This window comes from Nocardioides sp. WJ219 (assembly GCF_058559815.1).
The window spans coordinates 540,652-564,678 of record NZ_JBZUJV010000001.1 but is presented as its reverse complement, the minus strand read 5'-3'; the positions used below and the strand labels follow the sequence as shown (position 1 = coordinate 564,678).

Annotated in this window: 21 protein-coding genes; 12 read left to right on the top strand and 9 right to left on the bottom strand. The window is 75.0% G+C overall.

The annotated features are described in order from the left end of the window. Positions 1 to 45: 45 nt before the first annotated feature. Complete coding sequence (locus tag AC4MBH_RS02695; protein ID WP_491792796.1) at positions 46 to 2,220, top strand: S8 family serine peptidase; 2,175 nt, start codon at positions 46 to 48, stop codon at positions 2,218 to 2,220. Next, positions 2,217 to 2,789, top strand: a complete 573-nt coding sequence (locus tag AC4MBH_RS02690) for a GNAT family N-acetyltransferase (protein ID WP_491792795.1) — start codon at positions 2,217 to 2,219, stop codon at positions 2,787 to 2,789. The genes AC4MBH_RS02695 and AC4MBH_RS02690 overlap by 4 nt, the downstream gene beginning before the upstream one ends. Positions 2,790 to 2,873: 84 nt before the next feature. Here AC4MBH_RS02690 and AC4MBH_RS02685 read toward each other — a convergent pair whose 3' ends face one another. Continuing rightward, complete coding sequence (locus AC4MBH_RS02685; protein WP_491792794.1) at positions 2,874 to 4,562, bottom strand: AMP-binding protein; 1,689 nt, start codon at positions 4,560 to 4,562, stop codon at positions 2,874 to 2,876. 70 nt (positions 4,563 to 4,632) lie between these two features. On the opposite strand from AC4MBH_RS02685, the gene lepB reads away from it, so the two are divergent. Beyond that, the gene (gene lepB, locus AC4MBH_RS02680) at positions 4,633 to 5,529 is read left to right on the top strand and encodes a signal peptidase I (protein WP_491792793.1); all 897 of its coding nucleotides are present in this window, start codon (positions 4,633 to 4,635) and stop codon (positions 5,527 to 5,529) included. Between the two features lie 23 nt (positions 5,530 to 5,552). Here the strand turns inward: lepB and AC4MBH_RS02675 are convergent, their stop codons facing one another. From AC4MBH_RS02675 to AC4MBH_RS02660, 4 genes are read right to left on the bottom strand one after another with little or no spacing between them, the layout of a single operon-like run. Continuing rightward, positions 5,553 to 5,963, bottom strand: a complete 411-nt coding sequence (locus AC4MBH_RS02675) for an SRPBCC family protein (RefSeq protein WP_491792792.1) — start codon at positions 5,961 to 5,963, stop codon at positions 5,553 to 5,555. After that, positions 5,960 to 7,042, bottom strand: a complete 1,083-nt coding sequence (locus AC4MBH_RS02670) for an RDD family protein (protein ID WP_491792791.1) — start codon at positions 7,040 to 7,042, stop codon at positions 5,960 to 5,962. Before AC4MBH_RS02670 ends, AC4MBH_RS02675 begins: the two co-directional genes overlap by 4 nt. Before the next feature lie 10 nt (positions 7,043 to 7,052). After that, positions 7,053 to 8,516: an FHA domain-containing protein gene (locus AC4MBH_RS02665; protein ID WP_491792790.1), complete on the bottom strand. Its 1,464-nt coding sequence runs from the start codon at positions 8,514 to 8,516 to the stop codon at positions 7,053 to 7,055. Beyond that, positions 8,513 to 9,334 (bottom strand): PP2C family protein-serine/threonine phosphatase, encoded by an 822-nt coding sequence (locus tag AC4MBH_RS02660; protein ID WP_491792789.1) that lies wholly within the window; start codon positions 9,332 to 9,334, stop codon positions 8,513 to 8,515. The genes AC4MBH_RS02665 and AC4MBH_RS02660 overlap by 4 nt, the downstream gene beginning before the upstream one ends. Positions 9,335 to 9,358: 24 nt before the next feature. Between AC4MBH_RS02660 and AC4MBH_RS02655 the strand changes: the two genes are divergently transcribed. The 3 genes from AC4MBH_RS02655 to AC4MBH_RS02645 all read left to right on the top strand — a co-directional run bounded on the left by AC4MBH_RS02655 (position 9,359) and on the right by AC4MBH_RS02645 (position 13,935). Then, positions 9,359 to 11,629, top strand: a complete 2,271-nt coding sequence (locus tag AC4MBH_RS02655) for a helicase-associated domain-containing protein (RefSeq protein ID WP_491792788.1) — start codon at positions 9,359 to 9,361, stop codon at positions 11,627 to 11,629. Between the two features lie 211 nt (positions 11,630 to 11,840). After that, positions 11,841 to 13,481, top strand: a complete 1,641-nt coding sequence (locus AC4MBH_RS02650) for a DNA repair helicase XPB (RefSeq protein WP_491792787.1) — start codon at positions 11,841 to 11,843, stop codon at positions 13,479 to 13,481. A gap of 40 nt (positions 13,482 to 13,521) precedes the next feature. Beyond that, positions 13,522 to 13,935, top strand: a complete 414-nt coding sequence (locus AC4MBH_RS02645; protein WP_491792786.1) for a hypothetical protein — start codon at positions 13,522 to 13,524, stop codon at positions 13,933 to 13,935. Between the two features lie 32 nt (positions 13,936 to 13,967). On the opposite strand, the gene AC4MBH_RS02640 is transcribed toward AC4MBH_RS02645, so the two are convergent. Continuing rightward, positions 13,968 to 16,721 (bottom strand): alpha/beta hydrolase, encoded by a 2,754-nt coding sequence (locus AC4MBH_RS02640; RefSeq protein ID WP_491792785.1) that lies wholly within the window; start codon positions 16,719 to 16,721, stop codon positions 13,968 to 13,970. Positions 16,722 to 16,875: 154 nt separating this feature from the next. On the opposite strand from AC4MBH_RS02640, the gene AC4MBH_RS02635 reads away from it, so the two are divergent. Next, a complete protein-coding gene (locus tag AC4MBH_RS02635) occupies positions 16,876 to 18,057 on the top strand; it encodes an RtcB family protein (RefSeq protein ID WP_491792784.1) in 1,182 nt (393 codons plus the stop codon). Between the two features lie 127 nt (positions 18,058 to 18,184). On the opposite strand, the gene AC4MBH_RS02630 is transcribed toward AC4MBH_RS02635, so the two are convergent. Next, a complete protein-coding gene (locus AC4MBH_RS02630) occupies positions 18,185 to 18,718 on the bottom strand; it encodes a hypothetical protein (RefSeq protein WP_491792783.1) in 534 nt (177 codons plus the stop codon). Positions 18,719 to 18,824: 106 nt separating this feature from the next. Between AC4MBH_RS02630 and serA the strand changes: the two genes are divergently transcribed. Genes serA through AC4MBH_RS02610 form a run of 4 tightly spaced genes read left to right on the top strand, consistent with a single transcriptional unit; the run spans position 18,825 to position 22,449 of the window. After that, positions 18,825 to 20,024, top strand: coding sequence for a phosphoglycerate dehydrogenase (gene serA, locus AC4MBH_RS02625; RefSeq protein WP_491792782.1), 1,200 nt, complete (start codon positions 18,825 to 18,827; stop codon positions 20,022 to 20,024). A 41-nt stretch (positions 20,025 to 20,065) separates the two neighbouring features. After that, positions 20,066 to 20,911: an oxygenase MpaB family protein gene (locus tag AC4MBH_RS02620; protein ID WP_491792781.1), complete on the top strand. Its 846-nt coding sequence runs from the start codon at positions 20,066 to 20,068 to the stop codon at positions 20,909 to 20,911. Positions 20,912 to 20,963: 52 nt separating this feature from the next. After that, positions 20,964 to 21,818, top strand: a complete 855-nt coding sequence (locus AC4MBH_RS02615; protein WP_491792780.1) for a hypothetical protein — start codon at positions 20,964 to 20,966, stop codon at positions 21,816 to 21,818. A 34-nt stretch (positions 21,819 to 21,852) separates the two neighbouring features. Continuing rightward, positions 21,853 to 22,449 (top strand): HD domain-containing protein, encoded by a 597-nt coding sequence (locus AC4MBH_RS02610; RefSeq protein WP_491792779.1) that lies wholly within the window; start codon positions 21,853 to 21,855, stop codon positions 22,447 to 22,449. Here the strand turns inward: AC4MBH_RS02610 and AC4MBH_RS02605 are convergent. Together AC4MBH_RS02605 and AC4MBH_RS02600 are read right to left on the bottom strand one after the other, a co-directional pair. Next, positions 22,438 to 22,698, bottom strand: a complete 261-nt coding sequence (locus tag AC4MBH_RS02605) for a DUF4031 domain-containing protein (RefSeq protein WP_491792778.1) — start codon at positions 22,696 to 22,698, stop codon at positions 22,438 to 22,440. The two genes, AC4MBH_RS02610 and AC4MBH_RS02605, sit on opposite strands and share 12 nt — an antisense overlap. Then, entirely contained in the window at positions 22,695 to 23,396 is a 702-nt protein-coding gene (locus AC4MBH_RS02600) for a copper homeostasis protein CutC (RefSeq protein WP_491792777.1), read from the bottom strand. The genes AC4MBH_RS02605 and AC4MBH_RS02600 overlap by 4 nt, the downstream gene beginning before the upstream one ends. Before the next feature lie 91 nt (positions 23,397 to 23,487). Here AC4MBH_RS02600 and AC4MBH_RS02595 point away from each other — a divergent pair, with 91 nt between their 5' ends. Next, the gene (locus AC4MBH_RS02595) at positions 23,488 to 23,838 is read left to right on the top strand and encodes a DUF8819 family protein (RefSeq protein ID WP_491792776.1); all 351 of its coding nucleotides are present in this window, start codon (positions 23,488 to 23,490) and stop codon (positions 23,836 to 23,838) included. The last annotated feature ends 189 nt before the right edge of the window (positions 23,839 to 24,027 follow it).

The following is a 24,027-nucleotide window of genomic DNA, read 5'->3' as shown; positions in this document are numbered from 1 at the left end:
TGGGACAGGTGAGCAAGAATGGGCGTTTCGGCCAGGGAGGTGACGATGAGGCGACGACCAGCGGCGACACCGTCGACGCTCCCCACGACGCGCCTCCGCGGCCGGGCGTGCGCCTCCGGGCTCGCGCTCGCGCTGGTGGCCACCGCCGGTCCGCTGGCGACGGCGAGCGCCGCCACACCCCCTCCGCACGCGGCCCCGGCCGTCACCGACCACGACCTCTACCTGGTCACCCTCACCACCCCCGGCACCGCGGCGGGGTCGAGCCCCATGCCCCACTCGGTGCGCTCGATCGCGCTGCTCCAGGAGCAGGACGACGTGCTGGCCGCCCTCGGCGCCGGCGAACCGGTCTACCGCTGGACGACGGCGCTCAACGGCTTCGCGGTCCGCCTCGACCCCGAGCAGGCCGCGACGCTGGCAGCGCTCCCGGAGGTGCTCGACGTCGAGGCCGACACCGTGCGGCCGCTCGCCACCACCCGCGCCCGCGACGGCCGTGACGCCGCCCCCGACGCGGTCCTGCCCGGGCCGGGGCGAGGCGGACGCGGGGTCGTGGTCGGTGTCGTCGACACCGGCCTGGCGCCCGACAGCCCGGTCTTCGCCCAGCGCAGCAGCACCGGCGCTCCCCCGGCCTTCGCCGGCGACTGCGAGCCCGGCTCCGACTGGTCGGCGGCCGAGTGCACCGGCAAGCTCGTCGGCGCGCGGTCCTACGTCGAGGGCTTCGGCGTCGACGACCTGCGCGCGGCCAGCACGGTCTCCCCCCGCGACGCCGACGGCCACGGCACCCGCACGGCCTCCCTCGCCGTCGGCAACGCCGGCGTCCCGGTGCAGGTCGGCGGCGAGCGGCTCGGCCGCATCGGCGGCCAGGCTCCCGACGCCCACCTCGCGGTCTACAAGGCGTGCTGGAGCGCGCCCGACCCGCGCGACGACGGCTGCTCGACCGCCGACCTCGTCTCCGCGGTCGACGACGCGACCCGCGACGGCGTCGACGTGCTCACGCTCGCCGTCGGCGGCCCCGCCGGGGTCGACGTGCTCGAGCGGGCGCTCCTCGGCGCCACCGAGGCCGGGGTCGTGGTCGTGGCCGCGGCCGGCAACGACGGCGACCGCGGCGCGGCCCACACCTCGCCGTGGGTGGTCACGGTCGGCGGCACCGTCGGCGGCGTACGTCGGGGCGGCGTCGTGCTGCCCGGCGGGCGGCTCCTGCCCGGCGCGATGCTGTCGCGGCGCGCCGTCGGGCGCACCCGGGTCGTGCCGGCGGCGCGGGCCGCCACGCCCGGCACACCCGTCAGCGACGCCCGGGTCTGCAGCCCGGGCAGCCTCGACGCGGCCCTCGTCGGCGGCGCTGTGGTGGTCTGCGAGCGCGGGCGGGTCGGCCGCGTCGACAAGTCCCGCGCGGTCGACCTCGCCGACGGCGTCGCGATGGTGCTGGTCAACCGGGCCCGCGGCTCCGTCGACGCCGACGTCCACAGCGTCCCGACGGTGCACCTCGCCGCGGGGCCGGGGCGCGCCCTGCTCCGCTGGATCGCCCGCACCGACCGGCCGCGGGTCGCGCTGCGGCCGAGCGGCGACCGGCAGCGCCGGGTCGCGGTGGCGCCGTTCTCGGGGTCCGGCGACGTCGACACCGGCACGGCCAAGCCCGACCTGGTCGCGCCGTCCACCAACGTCCTGGCCGCGGAGCCCCAGCAGCTGGGCACCTGGGGCGTCGCCAGCGGCACGTCGGCCGCGACCGCGCGGGTCGCCGGCGTGGCGGCGACGCTGCTCGGCCGTGGCCTGAGCCCGGCCGAGGTGCGCTCGGCGCTGGTGACCTCGGCCCGACCGTTGCCGGGCGCGTCGGTGCTGCGCGCCGGCGGCGGCCTGCTGCGGCCGCGCGCCGCCCAGCGTCCCGGCCTCGCCTACCTGGTCGACGACCGCTCCTTCCGCGGCTGGCTCGACCGCGGCCGCGACCAGCTCAACCTCCCGTCGGTGCTGCTCACCGGCGGGCAGCGCTCCACGCGCCGCCGGATCACCAACGTCACCGGCCGCCGTCTGTACTTCTCCTCGGCCGCCAAGGGCTTCCGCCGCGACGTCGTGGTGACCCCGGCCGCGGTGCGGCTCGGGCCGGGTGAGACCGCGACGTACCGGATCCGGGTGTCCCCCCGCGACGCCGCCCGCCTCGACGACGGCTACGTCGTGTGGCGCGGGGCCACCGGCACCGTCACCTCGATCCCCGTGGTGCTCGCCCGGTGAGCGACGTCCGGTCGGCGCTCCCGCTGCGCACCGAGCGGCTCGTCCTGCGCGAGGCGCTCGACACCGACGTCGACGCCGTGCTCGCCTACTGCGGCGACGACGACGTCACCCGCCACCTGCCGTTCGGCACCCTCGACCGCGAGGGCGTCCTCGCGCGGATGGGGCGGTGGCGGGCCGAGCTCGCCCGCGAGCCCGACGACGACCCCGACCGCGACTGGGCGATGACCCTCGTCGCCGACCTCGACGGCGTCGTCGTCGGCGACGTGATGCTGCGGCTGCGGGCCGGCGCGGAGCGCAGCGTCGCGGAGGTCGGCTACGTCTTCGCCCCGGCCCACGGCGGCCGCGGCCTCGCCACCGAGGCGGCCCGCGCCGTCGTCGACCTCGCCTTCGGCGTGCTCGGCTGCCACCGGGTCTTCGCCAACCTCGACCCCCGCAACACCGCCTCCGCCCGCCTGTGCGAGCGCCTCGGGATGACCCACGAGGCCCACCTGCGCCAGGACTGGTGGGGCAAGGGCGAGTGGACCGACACCGCGATCTACGGCCTGCTCCGCGACGAGTGGCAGGTCTGATCCCCCCTGCTCCGCAACGGGTGGCCCCGAGCAGCAGCCCAGCGCCGCGCGGAGCGCGGCACGTCGTCCGGCGGGCGGTACTTCTTACGGCCGGTGTCGGCCGCCCGCATCGTGAGCGGCACCCACGTCGTCGCCGGCGCCGGACGTGATCCGCCCGTCCGGACGACCGAGGAGATCTGCCGACTTCTCGCGCATCTCCACCTTGCGGACCTTGCCGGTGACGGTCATCGGGAACTCGTCGACGACGAGCACGTAGCGCGGGATCTTGTAGTGGGCGAGGCGGCCGGTGGCGTAGGCACGGACGGCGTCGGCGTCGAGGGGGGCGGCGCCGGCGCGCATCCGGACCCAGGCGCACAGCTCCTCGCCGTACCTCTCGTCGGGGACGCCGACCACCTGGACGTCCTCGATGTCGGGGTGGGCGTGCAGGAACTCCTCGATCTCGCGTGGGTAGATGTTCTCGCCGCCGCGGATCACCATGTCCTTGATCCGGCCGACGATGTTGCAGTAGCCGTCCTCGCGCATCACCGCCAGGTCGCCGGTGTGCATCCAACCGTCGGCGTCGATCGCCTCCGCGGTCTTCTCCGGGTCGTCCCAGTAGCCGAGCATCACCGAGTAGCCGCGGGTGCACAGCTCACCGGTCTCGCCGCGCTCGACCGCGACGCCGGTGACCGGGTCGACGACCTTGACCTCCACGTGCGGGTGCACCCGGCCGATCGTCGCCGTACGACGGTCGAGGTCGTCGTCGGCGCGGGTCTGGCACGAGACGGGTGAGGTCTCGGTCATCCCGTAGGCGATCGACACCTCCGCCATGTGCATGTCGGTGACGCAGCGCCTCATCACCTCGACCGGGCAGATCGAGCCCGCCATGATCCCGGTGCGCAGCGACGTGAGGTCGCGGTCGGCGAACGACGGGTCGTGCTGCATCGCGATGAACATCGTCGGGACGCCGTACACGGCGGTGCAGCGCTCGTCCTCGATCGTCCGCAGCGTCACGGCCGGGTCGAACGCGGGACCCGGGATGACCATGGTCGCGCCGTGGGTGGTGCACCCGAGGTTGGCCATCACCATCCCGAAGCAGTGGTAGAAGGGCACCGGGATGCACAACCGGTCCTCGTGCGTCAGCCGGATGGTCTCGGTGGTGAACCAGCCGTTGTTGAGGATGTTGCGGTGGCTCAGCGTCGCGCCCTTGGGGAAGCCGGTGGTGCCCGAGGTGTACTGGATGTTGATGGGGTCGTCCGGACCCAGCCCGGCGGCGCGGACGGCGAGCGCGTCGGCCGGCAGGTCGGTCCCGGCCGCCGCGAGCCGGGCCCAGTCGTCGGTGTCGAGGTGGACGGTGCGCTCGAGGGTGCCGCACTGCGGCGCAACCTCCTCGACCATCGCCCGGTAGTCGCTGGTCTTGAAGCGTGAGGCGGCCAGCAACCAGCGCAGCCCGCTCTGGTTGACGGCGTACGCCAGCTCGTGGGTGCGGTAGGCGGGGTTGACGTTGACCAGGACGACGCCGGCCTTCGCCGTGGCGTACTGCGCGATCGTCCACTCGGCGCAGTTGGGTGCCCAGATGCCGACGCGGTCCCCGGCCTCGAGGCCGCTGGCGACCAGGCCCCGGGCGACGTCGTCGACGTCGCGGCCCAGCTCGGCCCAGGTCCAGCGCCGCCCGGTGGCCACCTCGACCATCGCCTCGCGGTCGGGCCAGGTCGCGACGGTGCGGTCGAACGCCGCCCCGATCGTGTCCTCGAGGAGCGGCTGGTCGGTCTCACCCCGGGCGTAGGACTCCATGACCCGAGCCAACCACGGCCGCCCCGAGGGGGGAACGGTGACGCCGGGTGGCCTCGCGTAGATTCTCACCGTGCCCGATGACGACGCGCCGAGGCGGCCCACCCTGGACAAGCAGCCTCGCGGCGAGGCGGGCGACGACGTGCCGCTCGCCGGCGACCCCGAACCGACGGGTGCGACGGTCCCCGCGGCCGAGGAGGACGAGAAGAAGGCCCCCAAGGGCGGCGTCTCCGTGCTCGTCGAGGCCGTCGTGCTGCTCGCGGTCGCGCTCGGCATGGCGCTGCTGATCAAGACCTTCCTGGTGCAGGCGTTCTACATCCCCTCGGCCTCGATGGAGCCCGGCCTGGTCGAGAACGACCGGATCCTGGTGCAGAAGGTGTCCTACTGGTTCGGCGGGTCGCCCGACCGCGGCGACGTGATCGTCTTCGAGGACCCCGGCACCGAGACCCCCGAGCCCGGGGACGACTGGCTGGGCGGGCCCGAGGTCGGCCCGCAGACGTTCCTGGCCGAGGGCCTGGCCAAGGTCGGCCTCTACCCGACCGGCGGCCACCTGGTGAAGCGGGTGATCGGCATCCCCGGTGACACCGTGATGTGCTGCGACGACGCCGGCCAGCTGGTGATCAACGGGGTCGCCATCGACGAGGACGACTTCATCGCCGACCAGCCCAAGTGCGACGGTCCGATGGTCAACGGCTGCGACCGCGACTGGGAGGTCACGGTGCCCGAGGACCGCCTCTTCGTGATGGGCGACAACCGGGCCGCCTCCGCCGACTCCTCCGACCGGCTCTGCGGCGGCCAGCCCGCCCGGTGCGACCCCGACCAGCCGTTCCTGCCCCGCAAGAACCCCGACAAGCCGTTCGTGCCGGTCGACAACGTCGTCGGCAAGGTGTTCTCGCTGGTCTGGCCGCTCTCGCACGCCGAGCTGATCGGCCGTCCCGACGTGTTCGACGACGTCCCGGATCCTGACTGACGCTGGTCGGTGGGGTCGGCCGCCTACCGCCCCTCGGCCGCCGCGGTCAGGGCGGCCAGCGCGACGGGCGCCTCGGCGGTGACGATGGGGCCGATGTCGTCGGCACCGGGGCCCTCGATCGTGGTCGAGACCGTGATCTCGCTGCCGCCGTCGGCCAGGGGCCTCACGACGTGGTCGATGCGGATGACGAGGTCGCCCATCGTCAGCTCGTCGACGTAGCGGGCTCCGGGCTCGACGCCCGCGAGCACGACCGGCACCTCGACCGGACCGGCCAGCGTCATCGTGCCGGTGGTGCCCTGCTCGAAGGGCCCGTCGAGGGTGACGCCCACGACCGAGGGGTCCCACGACGGCCAGGTCGTCGGGTCGCTCCACAGCGCCCACACGGCACCGGGTGCCGCGGTGGTCGTCACGGTGCGGGAGTGCCGGAAGCTCACCGGTCGGTCTCCTTGGCCACGGTCATGGTGCGGTCGCCGAACCTGACGGTGTCGCCCTCCAGCAGGGTCGAGGGCCGCCCGGCCGTGAGCGACTTCGAGATGCCCTGGCGGACGACGACCGACCCGTTGGTCGACCCGCGGTCCATCACCACCAGGGCGCCGTCGGGCACGACCTGGAACTGCGCGTGCGTCTTGGACAGCGACATGTCGGAGGACCGGAGGGGCACCAGGTGGGCGACCTCCTCCCCTGCCCGTGCCTCGGGACGCCGGCCGACGAGCGCCAGCCCGACGACCACGAAGCTCTCGCCGGTGTCGAAGCTGACCCGCCAGTGCGAGGTGCCGGCCAGGCCGGGCGGCCGGCGCTTGACCGTCGCCCCGGACGGGTCGGGGTCGGACGCCGGCACCGGCACGTGCTCGGTGACCGGGGGCGCGGGCGGCGGCGCCGGGATCGGCACGGTGGTCGGCGCCGTGGCGGGAGCCGGCGGGGGTGGCGGCGGGGTGGTCGCCGGCGTGGTCACGGCCGCGCCGGCGGGTGGCCCCGGCAGCAGCCGCATCGCGGTCAGGTTGACGATGGCGGCCGGGCGCGGCTCCTCCTCGACGACCGCCGGAGCGGGACGGACGTCGACGACGACGGCGTCGCTGATCCGGTCGTGACCGCCGCGACGGCGTCCCTCGGGGTCCATGACCGCGGTCCAGGCCAGCGTGGCCAGCCCGATGCCGGCGGTGGGGACGGTGAGGACGCCGAGCACGGCGGTGCGGATGAGGGCCCTGCCCACGCCGATCGGGCGGCCGTCGTCGTACCGGACGACCCGCAGGCCGGCCAGGGCCTTGCCCGGCGAGACCCCCGCCGTGCCGATCAGGACGGCCTGCACCAGCCAGACCAGGACCACGGTGGCGAGGACGACCCCGACCCCCGCCGCCGTCCGGCCGTCATCGAGGAGGAACCGCCAGCAGAGGAACCCGACCCCGGCGACGATGCCCCACCCGACGAGCCGGTCGACCGCGAAGGCGTAGAACCGGCGGTCGAGCTCGGCGGCCGGGTACGTCGTGGGGTCGCGGGGTGGCGCGGCGGTGGTCATGCGCGCTGCGTCAGGGATGGGTGACCTGGATGGTGACGCCGTCGCCGAGGTTGATGGTGGCGCCCGGGATCAGCTGCACGGCGATGCCGGGCTTGAGCTCCTCGGGCGAGAGGCCCGGCTGGACGAGGACGGTGCCGTTGGTCGAGCCCATGTCGGTGACGACGGCCGTGCCGTGGTCGGCCCCGGACCCGGGCCGGATCTCCACGTGGGTCGAGGAGATCTCGTGCAGGGGGCTGGGGACGGTGACGAGCCGCGGCTGGTCGGTGGTGGTGAACCGCCGGGCCTCGGGGGCGCGACCGACCAGGACGACGCGGTCGACGTCGACGGTCTCGCCGTTGGAGATCACCAGGGTCGCCACCGACGGCCCGACGCTGGGCGCCATCGGCTGCCCGGCGATGCCGGGCTGCGGGCGCGCGAACTCGTCGGCGTCGACGCCGGCCTGGGTGAGCCCGTCGTGGTCGTGGTCGCCGGGGATGCCCGCGTCGGACGGGCCGGTCGGCGGCGGGGGCAGCGTCTCGACGTCGGTGACGGGCGGGTAGGGCGGGAACGAGGAGGAGTCGGTCGGCGGCGGGAACGGGGGCGGCGGGGGCGGCGGGGTGGCCGACGGCCAGGCGGGCGGCGCGGGCGGCACCGGCGCGGACGGCGGCGCCGGGGGCAGCCCGTCCTCGACCACGGCCGGGGCGAGGGGCTGGACCGGCTCGCCGGGCTCGACCACGTCGACGGCCTCGGCCATGTCGAGCAGCTCGGTGTCCAGGGACTCCTGGTCGACCGGCTCGGTCTCGACCGGCTCCTCGACCACGGGCTCCTCGACCACGGGCTCCTCGACCACGGGCTCCTCGATCACCGGCTCCTCGGCCACCGGCTCGGGGGCGACCGGCTCGGGCTCGGGCTCGGGCTCGAGCGCTGCGTGCTGCGGCGCGGGGTGGTCTGGCGCGACCGGCTCGGGCGCGGCGTGGTCGACGGCTCCGACGGTCACCGGCGGCAGGCCGGGCGCGGCGGTGCCGCCCGCGGCGGCGTACGGCGGGTGGTCGACGCGGCTGACGCGCACCAGGCCGCCGTGGATCGGCAGGTCGCCGGCGTCGGGGTCGCCGCCGTCGACGGAGACGCGCAGCGAGGTCACGTCGGGCACGGTGCGCTCGACCCAGGTGGTGGCGCTGGCGCCGTCGAGCTCGACGCTGCCGTCACGGGAGGTCACGGTGGCGCGGACCGAGGCGCCGCGCACCAGGATGCGCGTGGGCCCCTCGCCGAGCTCGACCAGCACGAAGCCCGGCAGCGAGCCCAGGCCCGAGCGCAGGAGCGCGTCGAGGACGGCGTCGAAGCCGGCGCCGTCGTCGACCTGCGACCACAGCTCGGCGACGCGGGCCTTCTCGGAGTCCGGCAGCAGGAGCGTGGTGGTCGCGCCGAAGACGCCGAACCACCCGCCGGGACGGTAGGACCAGGTGCCGGTGGGCACACCGGCGGGCTGCTCGGTCATGGCAGTGCTCCCAGCTTCTGCTCGAGACTCACCCGCTGCGCGTCGGAGTCGTAGGGTCGGTCGTCGGCCAATCCCACCACATCGACGACCACGGCGGTCGCGTTGTCACGACCACCGGCCGCGACGGCAGCGGCCACCAGCTGGTCGGCGGCGTCGCGGGGGTCGGAGGCCGAGGCCAGGATCGCGCCGATCGCGCCGTCGTCGATCATCTCGCTGACGCCGTCGGAGCAGAGCAGCAGCCGCTCGGCGCCGGAGAGCGGGAGCACGAAGTAGTCGGCCTCCGCACTGCCCTGCCCGCCGAGCGCGCGGGTCACGACGTGGCGCTCGGGGTGGACCGCGGCGTCGTCCTCGGTGATGGCGCCGGCCTCGACGAGCTCCTGGACCACGCTGTGGTCGACGCTGACCTGTTCCAGGACGCCGTCGACGACCCGGTAGATCCGCGAGTCGCCCAGGTTGGCCAGCAGCCACTTCGGCTCGGTGGACTGCTCGATGAGGAGCGCCACCACGGCCGTGGTGCCCGCGGCGAAGTCGACGGCGCCGGCGGCCCGCTGCTGCGCGTCGTAGTCGGCGATCCGCGCCTGCGCGGTGCGCAGCGTCGCGGCGACGGTCTCCGGGCCCCGGCCGGGGTCGTAGCCGGCGTCGGCGAGTCGTCCGAACTCCTCGACCACGATCCGGCTGGCGACGTCGCCCCGGTCGTGCCCACCCATGCCGTCGGCGACGACGAAGACCGGGGGCGCGACGAGGAAGGCGTCCTCGTTGACCTCGCGCACCAGGCCGACGTCGGTCGCGGATCCGTGGTGCAGCTCGACGCCGGTCACGCGGTCCTCGCTAGCGTTGGTCCGATGGGCACCAGGGACGACGCCGGCTTCCGGTCGCTCGCAGACCAGCTGCGCAGCTGGAGCGACGACCGGCTCGCCGGCCTGCTCTCGGCCCGACCTGACCTCACCACACCCGCCCCTCACGACTTCGGTCAGCTCGCGTCGCGGGCCACGGTGCGGGCGTCGCTGGCGCGCGCGCTCGACACGCTGACTCGTCTCGAGCTCTCGGTCCTTGATGCCCTGGTCGTCGCGGGCCAAACCACGCCGGCCGATGTGTGCCGCATCACCTCCGCCGAGACCGCGGCGGCCGAGGCCACCCTGACCCGCCTGCTCGACCTGGCCCTGGTCTGGGAGGCCCGTGGCGGGCTGCGCGTCGTGTCCGGGGTCGCCGACGTGCTCGGCGCCGGACCGGGCGCCTCTGGCCTGCGCCCGCGGTCGCCCGACGCGCCGCCGGCCGAGCAGGTGGCGGCCCGGCTGGCCGAGGTCTCCCCCGCCGCCCGGGCGCTCCTCGAGCACGTCGCCGAGCACGGCGGCGAGGCCACCACCGGCGCGGTCCGACTGACCGTGCTGCCCCAGGACGCCACCACCCCGGCCGAGGAGCTGGTCTCGCGGCGCCTCCTGCTGCCGAAGGCCGGCTCGCCCGGGGTGGTGCAGCTGCCCGGCGAGGTCGGGCTCGCGCTGCGCGGCGGCCGGACGACGACCGAACCGGTCGACGCGGTCCCCCCGATCGCCACCGGCGAACGGTCCCCCGGCCTCGTCGACCGCGCCGCGGCCGGCGCGGCGTTCGAGCTGGTCCGCCGGGTCGAGCTGCTCCTCGACCACTGGGGCGCCCACCCGCCCGGGGTGCTGCGCAGCGGCGGGCTCGCGGTGCGCGACCTTAAGGCGGTGACGACGCTGCTCGCGGTCGACCAGGCGACCGCGTCGCTGGTGGTCGAGACGTGCGCGACAGCCGGCCTGCTGGCCTCGCGGGCGGACGCGACCGGCGAGCCGGTCTGGGTGCCGACCGACGCCTTCGACGACTGGCTCGAGGAGCCGCCCGCCGCGCGCTGGACCCAGCTGGTGCGCGGCTGGCTGGGCAGCGCGCGGCTGCCGGGACTGGTGGGCACCCGCGACGAGGCCGGCAAGACCTGGAACGCGCTGGCGCCCGAGCTGGCGTCGTACTCGATGGCCGAGACGCGGGCCGGCACCCTGACCGCCCTGGCCGGCCTGGCGCCCGGTGCCGTGCTCGCCGCCTCGACCGGGCTGCCGTCGCTGGTCGAGCAGGTGGCCTGGCACCGGCCGCGGCGGCCGCGCTCGCGCTCCCAGCAGGTCGCCTGGACGATCACCGAGGCCGCGGCGCTGGGGGTCACCGGCCTGGACGGCATGGCGTCCTACGCCCGCGCCCTGGTCACCGGTGGCGACCCCGAGCCGGGGCTGGCCGCGCTGCTGCCCGAGCCGGTCGACCACGTGCTCCTCCAGGCCGACCTGACCGCGGTGGCACCCGGCCCCCTGGAGTCGGCGCTGGCGAGGTCGCTCCAACTGGTCGCCGACGTCGAGTCGCGCGGCGGCGCCACCGTCTACCGCTTCTCCCCGACGTCCGTGCGCCGCGCGCTCGACGTCGGCTGGACCGCCGTCGACATCCACGGCTTCCTGGCCTCGGTCTCGCGCACGCCGGTGCCGCAGCCGCTGACCTACCTCGTCGACGACACCGTGCGCACGTTCGGCACCGTGCGCGTCGGGACGGCCGAGTCGTTCCTGCGCGCCGACGACGAGGCCGCGCTCAGCGAGCTGCTCCACCACCCCCGGGCGCGCGGCCTCGGGCTGCGCCGGCTGGCGCCGACCGTGCTGATCAGCGACACCCCCGTCGACGTCCTGCTCCCCCGGCTGCGCGAGCTCGGCGCCGCGCCCGTCGTCGAGGCCGCCGACGGCACCGTGCAGGTGACCCGCGCCGACGTCCTCCGCTCCCGCACCCCCCGCGACCGGGGGGCCGGGGCCCGGTCGGTGCGCGAGTCCGCCCGGGTCTCCGCGGTCGTCGCCGCCGTCCGCTCCGGCGACCGCGCCGCCGCGTCCCGCCCCCTGTCCCCCGCCACCCCGCTCACGCCCTCGGGCGCGCTGGCCGCCCTGCGCGAGGCCGCCGAGGCCGGCGCCACCGTCCTCATCGGCTACGTCGACAACCAGGGCGTCTCCTCCGACCGCGTCGTCGACCCCGTCTCCGTCGAGGGCGGCTCCCTGACCGCCCACGACCACCGCGCCGACGACCTCCGGGCGTTCGCGGTGCACCGGATCACCACCGTGCGGGTGCTGCCGGCGACGTGACGCCCCGCGGCGGTCGGTCTGGCGGGTGTCGTTGCCGTTCGATCGCGCGGGAACGACACATCCGCAGGCCCCAGATCTGCCGTTGCCGCGCGATCGCGCGGGAACGACACATCCGCAGGCCCCGAACCTGCCGTTCCCGTTCGATCGCGCGGGAACGGCACCCCCGGGCGACCGGCGTACCCGGGTTCGCGGGCCTCCGTAGACTCGGCCGGTGACCGACGGACCCCTGATCGTGCAGTCCGACAAGACGTTGCTCCTCGAGGTCGACCACCCGCGGGCGTCGGACTGCCGCAAGGCGATCGCGCCGTTCGCCGAGCTGGAGCGCTCGCCCGAGCACGTGCACACCTACCGGCTCACCCCGCTCGGCCTGTGGAACGCCCGGGCGGCCGGGCACGACGCCGAGCAGGTCGTCGACACGCTGCTGGAGTACAGCCGGTACGCCGTCCCGCACGCGCTGCTGGTTGACGTCGCCGAGACGATGGCGCGCTACGGGCGGCTCCGGCTCGAGAAGCACCCGGTGCACGGGCTGGTGCTGGTCAGCACCGACCGCCCGGTGCTCGAGGAGGTGCTGCGCGCCAAGAAGATCGCCGGGATGATCGGGCAGCGCCTCGACGACGACACGGTGGCCGTGCACGGGTCCGAGCGCGGCAACCTCAAGCAGGCGCTGCTCAAGCTGGGCTGGCCGGCCGAGGACTACGCCGGCTACGTCGACGGCGAGGCGCACAAGATCGACCTCGACGAGTCCGAGTGGTCGCTGCGCACCTACCAGCGCGAGGCGGCCGAGTCGTTCTGGCACGGCGGGTCGGGCGTCGTCGTCCTCCCCTGCGGCGCCGGCAAGACGCTGGTCGGCGCGGCCGCGATGGCGCACGCCCAGGCCACGACGCTGATCCTGGTCACCAACACCGTCAGCGCGCGGCAGTGGAAGGACGAGCTGATGCGTCGTACGTCGCTGACCGAGGAGGAGATCGGCGAGTACTCCGGCTCGGTCAAGGAGATCCGGCCGGTCACCATCGCGACGTACCAGGTGATGACCACCAAGCGCGGCGGCGTCTACCGCCACCTCGAGCTGCTCGACGCCCGCGACTGGGGCCTCATCGTCTACGACGAGGTCCACCTGCTGCCGGCGCCGATCTTCCGGATGACCGCCGACCTCCAGGCCCGCCGCCGGATCGGCCTGACCGCGACGCTGGTGCGCGAGGACGGGCGCGAGGGCGACGTGTTCTCGCTGATCGGCCCCAAGCGCTACGACGCGCCGTGGAAGGACATCGAGGCGCAGGGGTGGATCGCGCCGGCCGACTGCGTCGAGGTCCGGGTGACGCTGCCGACGTCGGAGCGGCTGACGTACGCCGTCGCCGAGCCCGAGGAGCGCTACCGGCTCGCGTCCTGCACCCACGAGAAGGTGCGGGTGGTGCGCGACCTCGTCGCCCAGCACGTCGACCAGCCGACCCTGGTGATCGGGCAGTACATCGACCAGCTCGACGAGCTCGCCGAGCAGCTCGGCGCCCCGGTCATCAAGGGCGAGACACCGGTGCGCGAGCGGCAGCGGCTCTTCGAGGCGTTCCGCTCCGGAGAGCTCGGGCTGCTGGTGGTCTCCAAGGTCGCCAACTTCTCCATCGACCTGCCCTCCGCGGAGGTCGCGATCCAGGTCTCGGGGTCGTTCGGCTCGCGCCAGGAGGAGGCCCAGCGCCTCGGTCGCCTGCTGCGCCCCAAGGAGGACGGCAAGACCGCGCACTTCTACACGATCGTCAGCCGCGACACCGTCGACGCCGACTTCGCCCAGAACCGGCAGCGCTTCCTGGCCGAGCAGGGCTACGCCTACCGGATCATGGACGCCGAGGACCTGCCGGCCTGACGGGGGGCGTCACCGGCGGCGCCGTGGGTAGGGTCCGGCCGTGACCCAGCCACCCGTCCCGACCGGACCCCCGCCGCCCGAGGCGCCGCCCGGCTTCCTCGCCCTCACCCTCCAGGGCAGCGCGCTGACCAGCAACATGATCACGCCGACGGTGCTGCTCAACGGCTACCCCGTGCCGTCGTCGTACGGCGAGAACCGGCTGCCGGTGCGGCCCGGCCGCCTGCGCGTCGAGGTGCAGAACCAGTGGATGCGCACCTACGGGCAGGCGTCGACCGAGGTCGACGTGCGGCCGGGCGAGGTCGTCCGGCTCTGGTACGCCGCACCCTGGCACCAGTTCACGACCGGGTCGATCGGTCCGGAGAAGCAGAAGCGCAAGGGCGTCGGTGCGTTCGTCGGGATCATGGCCGTGGTGGTGGTGCTCCCCGTCCTCGTCCTGGTGCTCGCGCTGCTCTGACCCGCTCGGCCCCCAGGTGGCGGTACCGGGCGTCAGCCCGCGTCGACCACCCGGACCGTCCGGCGCACGTGGTGCTCGCCGGCGTCGACGCGCACCGTGACGGTCTCGGGCCCCTCGCGAACGCCGTCACGGACGGTGGGGATCACCATCCGGCCGGTGGTGCGACCCGCGGGGATCTCGTCGAAGCCGCCGACGTAGAGCCGGTGCAGGGGCTTGTCGACGTCGAGGTCGTCGCCGCCGATCTGCTCGAGGAAGGCGCGCGGGACGTCGCTGCCGCGCAGCAGGTTGCCCGGACCCTTCACCGTCCGCATGGAGGCGTAGAGGTCGTAGCCGACCGGTCCCGCCAGCTCGACCCGGACCACGATCGGCTGCCCCTCACGCACCGTCCGGGGCACGACCACCCGTGTGCGCGGGGTGGGGTCGTCGTCGAGGACCCGGACGTCACCGAGGTAGTCGTCGGTGGCCAGGCCCCGCAGCGGCCACGCGCTGAGGGAGGTGTAGCGGTCGGGGTCGTCGAGCCGGTCGGCGGTGTAGCGGACCGGGATCGTGCCCGAGGTCTGGCCGGGGGCGACGTCGACGATGAAGCGCTGCTGCGACCCGCGCTCCTCGCCGGCGGTGAGCACCACGAATCGGCCCGGGCGGGTCACCGTGCCGACGACCTTGAAGGGCACCCGGGCGGTCCGGACCTCCTCGCGGCCCGCCGGGCCACCGGTCGGGTCGCCCTCGTCGAGCCGCAGCGCGCCGAGGTTGACCTGCGGGAGCCGCACGTCGGGCACGGCGGCCAGCGTGGCGGGGGCGGCGGCCAGGTCGGCGACCCACACACGACCCTGCCCGCTGGTGCCGACCAGCTCGACCGAGACGACGTCGGTCGGGTCGATGCCAGGGACGGCCGAGGCGTCGACGAGCACCGGCTGCGCCCACAGCTTGCTCAGGTACCGCCCCCGCAGCAGCGGCCGCACGACCGGGCCGCCCTGCGGCGTCACGGTGGCCGTGGCGCCGGTGCCGTCGGTCAGCCGCACCTGCAGCCGGACGGGCCCGCGGCGCGGGTCGACGATGGTGCGCAGCTCGAGGCGGTCGCTGCTGAGGTCGAGCCCCTCGTCGTAGCGCAACCCGCCGACGGCTCCGGCCTCGGTCCACGCGAGCTCGAGGAACTGCCGCGTCGGCTGGCCCTGTCCGGCGCCCTTCCAGTGCGGGGTGATCAGGCCGTCGACCCCCTGCCCGCAGGCCGAGACCGACCGGTCGTCGTAGGAGGCGACACCGGCGCAGAGGCGGGCGTCGGCGCCTCCGCCGGGCGCGGTCGGGGTGGCCTCGGAGCCCGGCCGACGGTGGTCGCGGCCGCCGCCCAGCGCGTGGGTGCGGACGTCGGCGCCGCCGGCCGACGGCGCCTCGACGGGCGAGCCGTCGAACAGCGGCAGGTAGCCGTCGTCACCGGTGAACAGCCGCACCGCGCCGGCGACGTAGGCCTTGCCGACCGCCCGCTGCTGGCCCGCCTTGAGCCGGCCCGGGTGGCGGCGCCCGCAGGCCTGGTCGGGGTCGCCGCCCCAGTCGTCGAACGACGGCGCCACGGCCGCGCCCGGCGTCCACTCGGTGTTGAAGAAGTTGTGGTTGGCGCCCATCACCAGCACCGAGCTCTTCAGCGAGGTGTCGTCGGCGACCAGGTCGCGGCCGGTGTCGGTGAACTGCTGACCCTGGATGTCGGAGACGTCGCCGTCGCAGTAGGGCAGCACCGTCGCGGTCGGCACGTAGGGCGAGGAGTGGGAGGCGAAGTCGGTGGGGGCCAGCAGCACCTGGCCCGCGATCCGGTACGGCGCCGAGAGCGGGGTCTCGATCGACGCCCGGGCGACCCCCTCCCCACCGCGGCTGTGGCCGACCAGCACCACCTGCGACAGGTCGACCTGGTGGCCGGCGGCCAGCGTCGTCCAGTGGTCGAGGTGCTCGGCGACGATCCGGGCGCGGGCGTCGGCACCGCCGTCGTCGAGGCGGTGGTCCTGGGCGTTGATGCCGTTGACCCGCACCGAGACGGTGGCGTAGCCCTGGGAGGCGAGCAGCCGCTGCACGTAGACGTAGCCGAGGTGGCTCGGGATCTCCTCGAACCGGCCCCGGCACGGCCACGAATCGGTGTAGCCGTCGCTGCCGTCGGGGCGGTAGCAGTAGTCGTGGCGGCCGTGGAGGAAGACCACCAGGGGACGCGGGCCGGTGACCTGGTCGGGAGCCGGCTCGACGACGTGCCCGACCATCTCGATCGGCTCGGGCATCCCGCGGACCTTGACACCGGGCAGCTCGTAGTCGCTCGCCACCGTGGTGAAGGGACCGGCGACGCCGGGGTCGGGAGCCGCCAGCGGCTCCCGCGCCGGGGCCGGCGTGACCTCGGCCGTGGTGCCGGCGGCGGGGTCGGAACCGCGCTCGTCGAGGCGGTCGCCGGACAGCACGACGTCGAGGTCGGCGGTGTCGGGCGCGGTCGCGGCGGTGACCACGGCCCGGACCGTGCGGCCGTCGTCCGCGACGGTGGAGGGACCGAACAGGAGACCGTCACCCGCGATCGTGGGACGGTCGGAGTTGGTCGGCAGGGCCGTCGGCGACGTCCAGCTGACCTCGTAGCGACCCGCGCCGGCCGCCTCGACGAGCCAACGGCCGCGGTCCTGGGGATCGTCGGGCGCGCGTCCGGCCGCGGCGGGCGCCGTCGGTCGGGTCGGGTCCGCGCCCGCGGGGGCCGCGACCGCGCCGACCGCGAGGGCCGCGGTGAGCGGGGCGACCAGGGCGAGGGCGAGCCGGCGGCGGGTGGTCACGGACGGACGATAGGTGCGCACGTCCCTGCAGACGCGGCGAACGGCCGAAAGGTTGCCACCCGGGCCGGATTACCGTGGCGCAACCCATTTCGGGCTACCTACGGTGGCCGGCGGCCCCGCACCCGCGGGGCACGACCCGGAGCACGGAAGGACCATGGAGCACATCACCGAGACGCTGCTCAGCTGGGCGTCCATCCTCGAGGACCAGACGCGCCAGCAGGCGGTCATGACGGCCACGATGCCGTTCGTGTTCCCGCACGTGGCGCTGATGCCCGACGCGCACCTCGGCCTGGGCGCCACCGTGGGGTCGGTCATCCCGACCCTCGGCGCGATCATGCCGGCCGCGGTCGGCGTCGACATCGGCTGCGGCATGATCGCCGTCCGCACGACGTGGACCGTCGACCGCCTGCCGTCCGAGCGGCGGGCGCTGCGCGAGGCCATCGAGCGCGCGGTGCCGCTGTCGGCGGGCGCCGCCAACCGGTCGGTCTCGCGCGCCCACACCGAGGCCCGGCTGGAGGTGCTGCGGGCCGAGGCCGCGCAGGCCGGCTTCGACCCCGCGTCGTACGCCGGACGGTGGGAGCTGCAGCTCGGCACCCTCGGCTCCGGCAACCACTTCATCGAGGTGACGGTCGACGAGCGTGACCGGGTCTGGCTGTTCCTCCACTCCGGCTCGCGCGGGGTGGGCAACAAGATCGCCCAGAAGCACATCGCGGTCGCCCGCGACCGGTGCGCGGAGGCGTCGATCCCGCTGCCGCACCGCGACCTGGCCCACCTGACCGAGGGGACGCCGGAGTTCGACGCCTACATCCGGGAGATGCGGTGGGCGCAGCACTACGCGCTGCTCAACCGCGAGGAGATGATGGACCGGGTCGTGGCGTGCTTCGCCGAGTGGCTCGGCCTCGGCTCGGCCGCCGAGGTCGAGCGGGTGGAGGAGATCAACTGCCACCACAACTACACCGAGCAGGAGCACCACTTCGGCAAGGACGTGTGGCTCTCCCGCAAGGGTGCGATCCACGCGGGCCGTGGCGTCCCCGGGCTGATCCCCGGCTCGATGGGGACGGCGTCGTACGTCGTGACCGGCAAGGGTGACCGGCTCTCCCTGGAGTCGGCCCCGCACGGCGCCGGCCGGGAGTACTCCCGGACGGCGGCGCGGAAGCGGTTCACCCGCGACCAGCTGCGCGAGGCGATGGCCGGCATCGAGTACCGCGACACCGACGCCTTCCTCGACGAGATCCCGGCGGCGTACAAGGACGTCGACCGGGTGATGGCCGACGCCGCCGACCTGGTCGAGGTCCGCCACGTGCTGCGGCAGGTCGTCAACGTCAAGGGCGACTGACCGACGCTGGTTGAGGAGGTTGCGCTAGCAACCGTCTCGAAACCGCCGCAGGGTCCGTGCCCACCGTGGGCCGGCACCTCACCGTGGTCTCGAGACGGCCGCGGCCGGCCTCCTCGACCAGCTCGCGTCAGAAGAGGCCGAAGCGCTTGCGGCGGCGGGGCGGCGGGGCGCCGGGGGCGGCGTCGGAGGGGCCGGTCGACAGCACGACGAGCTCGGCCTGCTCGAGCGCCTCGTCGTAGACCAGGCCGCCGGCGCCGAGCAGGTCGAACAGGGCGTCCTCGTCGAGCCGCTCGACCCCGGCCTCGGCCGGGTGCGGCGGCCCCTCGTCGGCGAGCTGCTCGAACATGCTCCAGCGCCAGCTGCGGCGGCCGGCCTCGCCGGCGGTCTCCCAGAAGTAGGTGTCGGTCACCGACTGGAAGAGCCCGCCGTACGCCGCGCCGAGGGCGCCGAGCGCGGGCACGGCCTCGATCAGCTCGAAGCTGCCGCTGGCGAGCACGAGGTCGTCCCCGCGCTCCCAGGCCGCTACGCCGTCGAACATGGAGCTGGTGGCCCCGTCCCAGGCGACGACGGTGTCGGTCGCCGTCCACAGGAGCGGCTCGAGCACGGCGAGCTGGTCGAGGTCGGTGTCCCGGACGACGACGATGGTGCAGTTCCATCCCATGGGACCTGCCCTACCCATCCGGGCGCGGGGTATCCCTCCCGCCGGCCGTCTCGCCCCGGCCACCACCGGCGGGCAGGTCCTCGGGGCATCCGTAGGCTGGTGGCACGTGAAGGCCCTCCTGCTCGAGAACATCCACCCGGTCGCCGTCGACAACCTCGAACGGCGTGGCTTCGAGGTCGAGCTGCGCTCGTCGTCCCTCTCCGAGGACGAGCTGGTCGCGTCGTTGCCCGGCGTGCAGCTGCTCGGCATCCGCTCCAACACCACCATCACCTCGACGGTGCTCGACCACGCGCCCGACCTGGTCTCGATCGGCTGCTTCTGCATCGGCACCAACCAGGTCGACCTCACCTCGGCCGCCGACCGCGGCGTCGCCGTCTTCAACGCGCCGTTCTCCAACACCCGCAGCGTCGTGGAGCTGGTGATCGGCGAGATCATCGCGCTGGCCCGCCGCCTGCCGGAGAAGACCGAGAAGATGCACGCCGGCGTCTGGGACAAGTCGGCCAAGGGCAGCCACGAGATCCGCGGCCGCACGCTCGGCATCGTCGGCTACGGCAACATCGGCACCCAGCTCTCCAACCTCGCCGAGGCGCTCGGGCTCCGGGTGATCTTCTTCGACACCGCCGACCGGCTCGCCCACGGCAACGCCCGCCGGATGCCGACGCTCGACGCCCTGCTCGCCGAGGCCGACGTCGTCTCGCTCCACGTCGACGGCCGTCCCGGCAACGCCGGCTTCTTCGGTGCCGAGCAGTTCGCCAAGATGAAGCCGCGCTCGCTGTTCATCAACGCCGCCCGCGGCATGGTCGTCGACACCGAGGCGCTGCGCGAGGAGATCCTCTCCGGCCACATCGCGGGCGCGGCGATGGACGTCTTCCCGATCGAGCCCAAGGCCCAGGGCGACCCGTTCCAGTCGCCGCTGCGCGGCCTCGACAACGTGATCCTCACCCCCCACGTCGGCGGCTCGACCCAGGAGGCGCAGGAGGAGATCGGCTGGTTCGTCTCCGGCAAGCTCGGCGCCTTCGCGCTCGAGGGCCGCACCGAGCTGTCGGTCAACGTGCCCGCCGTCCACGCACCGCAGCTGACCACCGGCTCGCGGATCGGCTACCTCCACGTCAACGTGCCCGGCGTCCTGGCCGAGCTCAACGCCCGCCTGGCCGAGCAGGGCGTCAACGTGACCGCGCAGTACCTCGCCACCCGCGGCGAGCAGGGGTACGTCGTCTCCGACGTCTCCGAGCCGGTCTCGCCCGAGGTGGCCACGCTGCTCGGCGCCTCCGACCAGACCATCTGGCTGCGGTCCTGGAGCGCCTGACGGCACCGGAGGGGTGAAGGCCCGCTGCGTAGGCTCGAACCGTGATCGGTGACGTGCGCGAGCGACTGGGCCAGGCCCTCTTCCTGCGCGTGGCGGGACCCGACGGACCGGCCAAGAGCCGGCGGATCCACGACACCGAGGGACCGCGCTGGTTCGAGGCCGGCAGCCCGATCACGGTCGTGCACGGCGACGCCTCGATGTTCGTCGGCGGCATCCGCGCGCTGCTGCTCCAGACGCTCCACCCGGCGGCGATGCTGGCGGTCTCGGAGCACTCGGGCTTCCGCGGCGACATGTGGGGCCGGCTCCACCGCACCAGCGAGTTCCTGGCCGTGACCACCTTCGGCACCGCCGACGACGCGCAGCGCTCGGTCGACATCGTCCGGGCGATCCACTGCCGCGTGGTCGGCACCATGCCCGACGGCACGCCGTACGCCGCCTCCGACCCGCACCTGCTGCGCTGGGTGCACGTGGCCGAGGTCGACAGCTTCCTGCGCGCCCACACCGTCTACGGCAAGGAGCCGCTCGACCAGGCCGGCCGCGACGAGTACGTCGCGCAGACCGCCCACGTCGCCGGGCTCCTGGGCGCCGTCGACCTGCCGACGTCCGAGGCCGAGCTGGCCGAGGTGCTGGCGTCCTACCGTCCCGAGCTGCGCGGCACCCCCGAGGCCCGCGAGGCCGTCCGGTTCCTGCTGGTCAAGCCCCCGCTGCCGCTCCCGGTGCGGCCGGCGTACGGCGTGCTGGTCGCCGCCGCGGTCGGCCTGATGCCGGCCTGGACGCGGGTCCCGCTGCGCCTGCCGTGGCTCCCGGTGACCGAGCGGACCGTCGTGCGCGGCCTCGGGTCGGCCGCCACCGGCACCATCAGGTGGGCCATGTCACCCGGGGCCTGATCCTGACCGATCGGCCGATGCCCCGCCGGGGTCGGGTTCCTACCGTCGGACCATGTCCCCGTCCTCGCTCGCTGCCACGTCGTCGCCGTGGGCGCGCGTGAGCGCGGCGCATGCCGACGGTGAGCACGTCGTCGTGCGCGCCGACGGCCACGGGCACGCACTGCTCGCCGGACTGCGGTCCGGCGCGTGGACCCTCGTCGCCCACGACGTCCGCCGCGACCGCTGCTCCGAGGCCGTCGTCGTCGTCCTGACCGGCGCCGAGCGCGACCGGGTCGACCACCTCGCCGTCGTCCTGCCGGCGACCACGGCCCGATGCCGGCTGGTCGTGCGGGTGCGCGGCTCCGACCGGCGCCCGGTGCGGGCGCGCGAGGTGGTCGTCACCGACGCCACCGGCCGCACCACCACCGCGCCGGTGGTCGGCGGGCTGGCCGACGTCCGGGGGCTGCGTCCCGGGCTGCTGCGGGTGGTCGTGCCGGCCTCGGTCGGTCACCGCGGCGTGTCGCTCGAGGTCGAGGCCGCGCCCGGCTCCCTCGTCGCCGTCGACGCCGTCGTCCCCGTGGGCGCGAGCCTCTGCGGCCGGGTCGTGCAGGGCGGCCTCGCCCAGCACGCCGCCGCGGTGGCGCTGCTCGACGAGGAGGGCGTCGAGGTCGAGCGCGTCCGCACCGACGTCGAGGGCCGGTTCGAGATCGGTGCCGGCCTCGGCACGCGGGCCGGACTGACCCTCGTCGCGACGAGCGGGCCCGAGACGCTGCGCGTCACCCGGGCCGCGGTCGCCGACGTGTGCGTGCTCGCGGGTGTGCGGCACGACCTCGGCGACGTCGTGCTGCCGGTCGCCGGACGACCCGCCGTCTGGACCGCCCGCACGCCTGCGACGGCCGGCATGCGACTGCCCTCCACGCACGTCTGAGGCCCCCGGCGCCGATCTGGGTGAAGATAGGGCGGTGCCCCCGCCTGCCGCCTCCTGGCCCCTGACCGACGGCGCCGACGTGCGCGACGAGCTGCTGGCGGCGTACGCCGACCCGACGCGCGGCTACCACGACACGGTGCACCTGACCGAGGTGCTGGCCCGCGTCGAGGAGCTCGCGGGCGCGGGCGTCGAGTTCGACCGGGTCCCGGTGGTCCTGGCGGCGTGGTTCCACGACGCGGTCTACGACGGCGAGCGCGACGCCGAGGAGCGCTCGGCCGCGTGGGCCGAGCAGGCGCTGCCCGGGCTCGTCGCCGACGACGTCGTCGCCGAGGTGGTCCGGCTGGTCCGGCTCACCGAGGGCCACCGGCCCGACGACGACGACCACAACGGCTGCGTGCTCTCCGACGCCGACCTCGGCATCCTGGCCGCGCCGCCCGAGCGCTACGCCGCCTACGTGACCGCGGTCCGCGCGGAGTACGCCCACCTCGACGAGGAGACCTTCACCGCGGGTCGCCGGACGGTCCTCGACGGGCTGCTGGGCAAGCCGCGGCTGTTCCACACGGCGTACGCGCTGGAGCGGTGGGAGGACGCCGCCCGCGCCAACGTGGCGGCCGAGCTGTCAGGTCGCTGAGCGGCGCCGCCGCAGGCCCGACGTGACCAGGCGGGCGACGAGCTCGCGCGAGCTGATCGGGGTGGCGCCGGCGGCGACCACGTCGTCGTACCACTCCGAGGGGACGTCGTAGTGGTCGCGGTCGAAGCCGCGCTCGGGGATGCCGACGGTGCGGGCGAAGGCGTGCAGCTCGTCGTAGGAGGTGTCGCTGGCGAGGTGGGACCACAACCGGCCGTGCCCCGCCGCGTTGGGCGGGTCGATGAGGATCATCGGTGCGCGGCGCGGGCGACGGCGGGGCCGTCGAGCAGCAGCCGCCAGGAGCGGACCAGCCCCGCGTCGACGTAGGCGCGGGCGGAGCCGCCGGGACGGACCTGGTCGCCGACCCGGAACTGGTGCACGCCGACGCCGGCCAGCCACGGCACCTGCTCGGGCTGGAGGCCGCCGGTGGGCATCAGCAGCCGGGCCACCTCGGGGTCGCGGGTGGCCAGGGCGAGCAGGTCGTCGTAGCCGTGGGCGAGGCCCTGCGGCGAGCCCGCCGAGGCGACCGCGGTGAGGCCGGGCAGGCGCACGAGCCGCCGCCAGGTGCGGTGGAGGTCGAGGGTGGCGTCGACCGCGCGGTGGAAGGTCCACGGGACGCCGGGCAGCGACCGCGCCAGCGCGGTCGTGGTCTCGACGTCGACCTCGAGGTCGGCGTCGAGGAACCCGAGCACGACGCCCTCGGCCCCCAGCCCCAGGTACTCCTCGGCGAGGCCGACCATCCGGGTCAGGTCGGCGCCGGTGGTGGTGAAGGTGTCGTCGAGCCGCAGCATCACCCGGACCGGCACGTCGCTGGCCCGCAGCACCGCCGAGGCCGTCGGGACGTCGGGCGAGCGGCCGTCGACGTCGAGCGAGAGCCGGTCGGCGCCGCCCTCGACCGCACCCGCGACGTCGTCGACGCGACGTACGGCGACCTCCAGCAGCAGGCTCACAGCGCCAGGCTAGTGCGCTCCACGACCGGATCGGGGAGGCGCCGTGCGCGCCGGTGGGGGCGGCCCTTGATCGCCACGCACAATGGACCCCGTGGAAGACCGCCTGCTGCTCGACGCCCGAGCTCGCGTGCTGGCCGACCTCACGGCTCGACAGCTCGCCACCGCGGCCGCCGTCTCGGCCCTCGAGGAGGCCTGCGCCAGTCGCCAGTGGTGGGCCGAGCAGTGGCCCCAGGGCGCCGAGTACGTCGCCGGGCTGGTCGCCCAGGACGTCCAGGACGCGCTCTTCGAGGCCGCCGGCCGCTGGCCCCTGTGCCTGGAGTGCCCCGAGGCCCCCGTGCACGCGCTCTACATCCAGCCCGACCTCGGTGGCCCCGACCCGGTCTGGGTGTGCGAGGAGACCGGCGAGGTCGCGGCGCCGTTGGGGTTCCTGAGCCGGAGCTAGGACGGGTTGGCGGGTTGGCGGTTCGAGCGGGGTTTTGCCCGGGAAGTTCAGATTTCCCCGGTGAACCGGTGAAGTCTCAACCCCCCGCCCCAGCCGCCTCCCAGACCCAAAGCCCGAGCGACTGCGCCACCGGGAACCGCGGGGCGGACGCCCAGCGCCGTGGTGGTCTCAAGACGGTTCCTAGCGAAA